The 6,958-nt window shown below is 70.8% G+C and carries 7 protein-coding genes; 5 read left to right on the top strand and 2 right to left on the bottom strand.

Features of this window, described 5'->3' with window-relative positions; all coding sequences use genetic code 11:
- The 3 genes from AN233_RS11360 to AN233_RS11350 form a co-directional block, all read left to right on the top strand.
- Positions 1–866: MgtC/SapB family protein (locus AN233_RS11360; RefSeq protein WP_058366899.1), on the top strand; the 866-nt coding region annotated here is incomplete at its 5' end.
- Between the two features lie 88 nt (positions 867–954).
- Positions 955–2,295, top strand: a complete 1,341-nt coding sequence (locus tag AN233_RS11355) for a class-III pyridoxal-phosphate-dependent aminotransferase (protein WP_058366898.1) — start codon at positions 955–957, stop codon at positions 2,293–2,295.
- A 47-nt stretch (positions 2,296–2,342) separates the two neighbouring features.
- A complete protein-coding gene (locus AN233_RS11350) occupies positions 2,343–3,311 on the top strand; it encodes an A/G-specific adenine glycosylase (RefSeq protein ID WP_058366897.1) in 969 nt (322 codons plus the stop codon).
- Positions 3,312–3,334: 23 nt separating this feature from the next.
- Here the strand turns inward: AN233_RS11350 and AN233_RS17720 are convergent, their stop codons facing one another.
- Together AN233_RS17720 and AN233_RS11340 are read right to left on the bottom strand one after the other, a co-directional pair.
- Complete coding sequence (locus AN233_RS17720; RefSeq protein ID WP_058366896.1) at positions 3,335–5,086, bottom strand: M56 family metallopeptidase; 1,752 nt, start codon at positions 5,084–5,086, stop codon at positions 3,335–3,337.
- Positions 5,083–5,580 (bottom strand): hypothetical protein, encoded by a 498-nt coding sequence (locus AN233_RS11340; RefSeq protein WP_058366895.1) that lies wholly within the window; start codon positions 5,578–5,580, stop codon positions 5,083–5,085. The genes AN233_RS17720 and AN233_RS11340 overlap by 4 nt, the downstream gene beginning before the upstream one ends.
- Positions 5,581–5,711: 131 nt before the next feature.
- Here AN233_RS11340 and AN233_RS11335 point away from each other — a divergent pair, with 131 nt between their 5' ends.
- On the top strand, positions 5,712–6,089 hold the full coding sequence (locus tag AN233_RS11335; protein ID WP_058366894.1) for a phage NrS-1 polymerase family protein: 378 nt from the start codon (positions 5,712–5,714) through the stop codon (positions 6,087–6,089).
- A partial coding sequence (locus AN233_RS17715) for a hypothetical protein (RefSeq protein WP_218055089.1) occupies positions 6,086–6,958 on the top strand: 873 nt, incomplete at its 3' end. The genes AN233_RS11335 and AN233_RS17715, both read left to right, overlap by 4 nt.

The raw sequence follows: 6,958 nt of genomic DNA, 5'->3' as shown, positions 1-6,958 counted from the left end.
TGCACTCGTTCGCGGGCAAGCTCTCGCGCCGAGAGATCCGGTCGGCGACGGAGTTCGCCATCCTCGCGTTCGTGATCTATCCCCTGCTGCCGACCGGTCAGGTGGACGTGCTGGGCGTCCCGCTCGAGCCGCGCGTCGCGTGGCTGATGGTCGTCACCGTCGCCGCCATCGGCATGGCCAACTACGTGCTGGTGCGGACCTACGGCGGCCGCGGTATCGCCGTTACCGGCTTCTTCGGCGGCCTCGCCTCCTCGGCCGCGGTCGTGGGTGCGATGCTCGACCACATCAAGAGCCACCCCGAGAGCACCAACTACGGCGTCGCGGGCGTCCTGCTGTCCAACGCCGCGATGGCGCTGCGGAACCTCGCCATCGCCGTCGCGTTCACGGTCACGGTCGGCTCCGCGGTGCTGTGGGAGACGGCGGTGCCGCTCGGCGCGATCATCGTCGCCAGCGTCGTCATCGCCTACCTCGTCGCGGAGTGGGACGCCCAGATCGAGATGGAACTGGAGAACCCCTTCTCGATCCGGAACGCGCTCGCGTTCGGCTCGGTCTTCCTGTTCATCCTCGCCGGCTCGTCGGTCGCGCAGTCAGAGTTCGGGGCAGCCGGTCTCTTCGTCAGCGCGCTCGTCTCCGGACTGGTCTCGTCGGCCGGCGTCGCCACCTCCGCCGTGCTCCTGTACCGGAGTGGAACCATCGGCAGCCAGGAGGCCGTGATCGCGATCCTGCTGGCAACCGCCGCGAGCATCCTCGTGAAGGTGGCCCTCGCGGCCGGCGCGCCACGGGACTTCCTCCGCCGCGTCGCGCTCTGGAGCGCCGTGACGCTCGCGGTCGGCTTCCTCGCGACCGCGGTCATGGTGCTGCTCTGATCCGGCCCGGTGGCCGGCGGTTGCAGTTCTCTCCAACGTTTCAGTGTGAGGCTCGAATTTAACTCCCTCTCGCGAGACACGGATCCGCATGGACAGGGACACCGCACGCCCCGAGGTCGAAACGTTCCCCGGCCCGCGGGCCCGCGAGTGGGTCGAGTACCACCACGAGTCCGCCGCACCCAGCACCTACGTCTACGACTTCGTGTGGGACCGCTCCGCGCCGGCGGAGGGACCCTTCTGTACCGACGCGGACGGCAACGTCCTCATGGACTTCACCAGCCACGTCGCGGCCGCGCCGCTTGGCTACAACAACCCGAAGATCATGGACGACCTCCGGGAGTTCGACCTCGTCGACCCCCTGAAGATCGCCGGACAGGACTTCTACGTCTCCGGCGGCGGTTCGCCCGGCGATCGCCTCCCCGGACCGGCCGGCCTGATGGACCGGCTGACGGCCGCGACCGACCACTACGACATGGACATGGTGTTCCTGTCGAACTCCGGCGCGGAGGCGGTCGAGAACGGGATCAAGATCGCCTACGACGAGAGCGACGGCGCGAAGTACGCGATCACCTTCGAGGGCGCGTTCCACGGCCGGACGCTCGGCGCGCTCTCGCTCAACCGCTCGAAGGAGGTCTACCGCCGGAAGTTCCCGGAGATCAGCGGCGTCCACGACGTTCCCTTCTGTGACGACGCGGGCTGTGACCCCGCGTCCTGTTCGTGCGGTTTCTTCGCGGACGGCGTCTCGCGGCTCCGCCGGAAGCTCGATCCCGACCGCGGCCACATCAACCCCGAGGAGGTGGCGTACCTCATCATGGAGCCGATCCAGGGCGAGGGCGGCTACCGGTTCCCCTCCGACGCGTTCATGGAGGAGGTCGCGGCGTTGACCGAGGAACACGACATCACGCTGATCGCCGACGAGATCCAGTCCGGCGTGGGACGGACCGGGAAGATGTGGGCCTCGGACCACTACCCCATCGAGCCGGACGTTATCACCAGCGCGAAGGGGCTCCGCGTCGGCGCCACCATCTCGCGGTCGGACGTGTTCCCCGACGAGAAGGGGCGGCTCTCCTCGACGTGGGGCGCGGGCGACGTGATCGCCGCGCTCCAGGGGTCGCTCACGCTCGACGCGATCCACGAGCACGACCTGATGGACAACGCGACGGTCCGCGGCCGGCAGTTCCTCGAGGCGATGCGCGACGCCGACCACGAGGGCGTCGTCGACGTGCGCGGCAAGGGCCTGATGCTCGCGGTGGAGTTCGAGAGCAAGGAGCTCCGCGACGACGTGCTGGAGGCGGCGCTCCAGCACGGCCTGCTCACGCTCGCGTGCGGCTACAAGGTGCTCCGGATCCTTCCGCCGATGGACGTGACCGAACGCGAGATCGAACTCGGCTGCGAACTGCTGTCGGCCGCCATCGAGGACGCGAACTGAGACTGCGAACCAGCACCGCTAAACCGCGCCCGGACAGATCCGCGGACATGAACGACGACGGCGCGACCGCGGGGACGAACGCCGGCGGCGGCGCTCTCGCGGACGGCGACGCGCCGGCCCTGCCGGACGACCGCGGCGCGGTCCGCGAGGCGCTGGTCGCGTGGTACGAGGACGACCACCGGGACTTCCCGTGGCGTCGCACAGAGGACGCCTACGAGATCCTCGTGAGCGAGGTGATGAGCCAGCAGACCCAGCTCGACCGAGTGGTGCCCGCGTGGGAGGCGTTTCTGGACGAGTGGCCGACAGTCGAGGACCTGGCGGCCGCCGACCGCGGCGAGGTGGTCGCGTTCTGGTCGAGCCATTCGCTCGGCTACAACAACCGCGCGAAGTACCTCCACGAGGCGGCGACGCAGGTCCTCGGGGAGCACGGCGGGACGTTCCCGGAGACGCCCGAGGAACTGCAGGGGCTGATGGGCGTCGGTCCCTACACCGCCAACGCGGTCGCCTCCTTCGCGTTCAACGCGGGCGACGCGGTCGTCGACACGAACGTCAAGCGGGTGCTCCACCGCGCCTTCGCCGTGCCGGACGACGACGACGCGTTCGAGCGCGTCGCGTCGTTGCTCATGCCCGAGGGCGAGTCCCGCGTCTGGAACAACGCGATCATGGAACTGGGCGGCGTCGCCTGCGGGACGAAACCGCGGTGCGACGAGGCGGGCTGTCCGTGGCGGCGCTGGTGTCACGCCTACGAGACGGGCGACTTCACCGCGCCGGACGTGCCCGAACAGCCCGAGTTCGAGGGGAGCCGGCGCCAGATGCGCGGCCGCGCGGTGAGCGTCCTCGGCGAGTTCGACGAGCTGACGCTGGACGAGCTCGGACCGCGCGTCCGCGTGGACTACGCGCCCGGCGGCGAGTACGGCCGCGAGTGGCTCCGCGGGCTGGTCGAGGACCTCGCGGACGACGGGCTGGTCGACGTGGAGGGGGACGGCGAGGAGGCGACCGTTCGGCTCCGAGCGTAGGGGACCGGGCCCGTCTCGGCGCCTCACCCCTCCTCGTCGGCCAGCACCGCCGCGATCCGTTCGTCCGTGCTCGCGTGGGCGTTCTCCAGCACGACGGCCCCGAACAGCACGCGGTACGGGGCCGCGAGGAACCGCGGGAGCGGTCCCGTCTCTGCCGGCTCGGCGTCCGCGCCGCCCGCACCGCCCGCGGGTGGCAGCGTCGCTCGGAGGCGCTCGAGGCGACGCAGCGCCCGGACGAACGTCTCGGTTCCGTGTTCGCGTGCGGCGTGCCGGTCGGCTTCACGCTCCACGCGCGGATAGTCGCGGGCGACGACGAGGGCGTTCCGGCCGCCGACCGCGGCGCCGAACAGGGAGGCGAGCAGGTTCCAGCGCGGGTCGCCGTTTCGGACGTGATACTCCTCGTGGGCGATCACGGCCGCGACCTCCTCGTCGGTGAGTTCCTCGAGCAACCCGGTGCTCACGACGATGGCGTCGCGACCGGGGAGGGACTGGGTCGCGAACGCGACGGCGCGCGGCGTCGCGAGGACGCGGACCGGAACGCTCCCCTCGCCGGCCTCGACCGCCTCGACGGCGGCGGTCGCGCCGCTTTCCGACCCCATCCGGGCGGTCGCCCCGGTCTCGACGGTCCTCTCGGCTCCGACCGCCGCTCCCGCCACGCCGATTTCGGTCGACTCGATCGGGCGTGTGCGAGCGCGGAGCGTCCGGTACGTCTGCATCCGTCGGACGAGGTGGACCCCCCACAGTCCCAGTAGGCCGACGAGCGGCAGCGTGAGGACCGCGAGCGCGACGAGCGCCGCGGCCCGCGGGAACGGCACGCCGACCGCGGTGAACGCGGCGGTCGCGGCGGTCGCGACGGCGGTCGGATCGGCCGATTCGGCCGCGGTTGAGACCGGCCACGTGCCGGCCAGGAAAGCGACGACGGCGCCGACCGAGAGCACGTTCAGCGTGAGGAAGGCCCCGAACCACGCCACGCGGAGCGGACGCGAGTCGATCGGTCGGTTCGGAACGCTGTCGACCCCCTCGAGGAACCGCCGACAGAGCCGCACGTAGGCGTATAGCGCCGCGAGCGTGTTGATCACGAGCGCCGCGGTCAGGGCGGCGACGCCCGCGGGACCGACCGCGTCCGACGCGACGACGAGCAGGGCGACGTTGCCGCCAGTGAGCAGGAGCGGGACGCCCGAGAAGAAGGCGAGCGCCCACACCGGGAACTGCCGTCGCAGCGTCACCGATCCGGGCGCACTGGCGTACGCGAAGGCTGCACACAGAAATATCGACAGCAGCAGCACCGGCCACCGGAAGCCGCCCGTTCCGGCGGTCCACAGTCCGATCAGGACCCCCCCGAGCGGCGGCAGCGCCGCCGGCGTGATCCGGTAGGTGTCGATATCGACGACGGAGCCGGTCCGGCGGTGGAACCGCCGGAAGTGGACCCATCCGGGGACGAGCGGGACGAGCGTCAGGAGGAGGCAGAGGCTCAGCGCGGCGCCCGTCAGCGGGACGGCAGGGGCCGGCGAGAGAAAAACGGCGGCCGCGAGGACGCCCGCCAGCGCGGCCAGCGACGCGTACGGGAGGCGGGTGTCGACCGCGACCTCTACCCGCCCCGCGGCGGGGTTCGCGCTCGCGCGCAGGGTGAACAGCCGCGAGGCTCGTGACCAGCGCCACTCGGGCTCGGTCTCGTTCCCGCTCTCGCGCGTCGGTTCGCCGAGCGCGGCGTCGAGTTCCCGGCGCACCAGGTCCCACGGGCCGGCGAGCGACCCGGCGACCCGCGCGAGCGTCACGGCGACGGGAGGAACGCCGGCAGGTTCAGCAGCGACTCCTCGAGGTCGCGGTCGTCCGCGTCCTCGCGGTCGTCGACCGACGCGCGGACGCCGGAGGGGAGCAGCCGCTGGAACTGGGCGTTCGAGAGCAGGAACACCGTGGGGTTGTCCCCCGCGAGCATCTCCTCGTAGGCCATGTAGTTCACCCGAGTCCCCTCGAGGTAGTTGGAGCGGACGAGCTCGTCGAGCCCTTCGGGGATCCGGATGTAGCCGGTCGCCTCCTCGCCGTGCTCCGCGCCGTACACCTTCGTTCGAGTCACGTCGCCGTAGTTCGGCTCCCGCAGGGCGTACTGTGAGAGGACGATGTAGTCGGCGTTCCGCTCGTAGTTCCAGTAGACCGAGTGGCCGTGGACCTCGTGGTCGTCGCCGACGACGGTGTGGACCTCCGGCGGAAGCGGGATCTTCCGGTCGGATTTCACCTCCTCCTGGTAGAACATCGTCCAGTCGTGTTGCATCGCTTTGGTATTCCCAACCGATTCTGATACCGTAAATGCTTCCACGGCGCGAGCCGCTTTCCGCCGGCGAGCCGATTACATTTATAAAAATTGACAGTATTTACCGTTCCGGCGGCCCACGCACCGAGTGCATGACGACGAACCCACCCGAACTCGGTATCTCGGTGCTGGAGGACGACGAACTGGTGCGGAAGGCGCGCTCCGCCGAGAACGGTCGGCGGTTCCAGCTCCTGTTCGACCACGGCTGGGAGTCGCCGGCCGTCAGGGAGGTGTACGAGAAGCCCCGCCACGCGCGGCTCGCGCTTATCAACCACCTGATCTGGTGGGCGCGCCACGACACCGATCAGGTCCGGCGGCTGTTCCGGCGGTCGGCGCTGTGTCCCGGCGACCTCACGCGCTACCGCGCCTACTTCGTCGAACTCGTCCGGTCGGCGGTCGCGCTGCTCGGCCGCGAGTGTTACGACCCCGGCTACGCGGCCGCGGACGGGGACGGGGAGGGGTCGCAGTGACTCCCGAGTCGACCGACGGACCGACCGACGGACTGACCCGGCGGTCGTGTCTGGCCGGCGTCGCCGCCGGAGTCGGCCTGCTCGCGGGCTGTACCTCGACCGGGACTGACGGGCCCGGGGGCGCGGCCGAAACCGAGGCGGGAGTGCGGGAGTCGGAACTCCCCGAGTTCAGCGTCGACGAGGACGCGCAGCCCCGACCGATGGTGCTCGACGCGGCCGTGATGGGCGATCCCGAGTCGATCGCGTTTCTCGACGAGTTCCCCGTCGAGATCGCCGTCGCGAACGTCGGGGGCGCCGCCATCTCCGATCTGTCGATCGAGGTCGGGGTCGAACGGGTCCGCGAGGAGGACGGGCTGACGAGGGCGACCGTTTCGGAGCCGGACCCAGTTTCGGTCGGCGTCTCCGACGTGGAGTCCGGAGACTGGACGGTCGTCGAGGCGGACCTCCGGGTCAACACCGCCGGCGAGTGGCGGGTGGCCACGGATGCCCGAGAACACCCGGAGTTCGAGCGCCGGATCGACGTCGCCCCCCGGCGCCTCGCTCCCGGAGAGGCGGTCGCCTCCGAGGTCGGCGGCTTCGAGATCGCGGCCCGCGAACCGTCGGTCGAGCGCGCGCTCCACTACGAAACGGAAGAGGGCGGCATCGGGATGTTCTCCGAGGACGCGACCGGCCTCCTGTCTGCCGAGGAAGGGAACGCGCTCCTCGTCCATCGGTTCGCGGTCACCAACACCAACGCGGAGCGGTCGGTCGGGTTCGGGAGCGTCCTCGCCGATAACCACTTCGTGAACGCGCGGCTCGGGGGCGAGCCGGCCGACCCCGTCGACGGCGAGGTGCTGCGCGACGGCCTGTCCGCGCTCGTGATCCCCGAG

The sequence above is a fragment of the Haloparvum sedimenti genome, assembly GCF_001462205.1.
GTDB classification, from domain to species: Archaea; Halobacteriota; Halobacteria; order Halobacteriales; family Haloferacaceae; genus Haloparvum; species Haloparvum sedimenti.
Note: the sequence above shows the minus strand (reverse complement) of the source record. Positions and strands in the feature narration are given on the sequence as shown.

Bases quoted from the DNA above. Each gene is read 5' to 3' on its own strand.
- AN233_RS11355 (WP_058366898.1), top strand. From the start codon at position 955: ATGGACAGGGACACCGCACGCCCCGAGGTCGAAACGTTCCCCGGCCCG.
- AN233_RS11350 (WP_058366897.1), top strand. From the start codon at position 2,343: ATGAACGACGACGGCGCGACCGCGGGGACGAACGCCGGCGGCGGCGCT.
- AN233_RS11340 (WP_058366895.1), bottom strand. From the start codon at position 5,580: ATGCAACACGACTGGACGATGTTCTACCAGGAGGAGGTGAAATCCGAC.
- AN233_RS11335 (WP_058366894.1), top strand. From the start codon at position 5,712: ATGACGACGAACCCACCCGAACTCGGTATCTCGGTGCTGGAGGACGAC.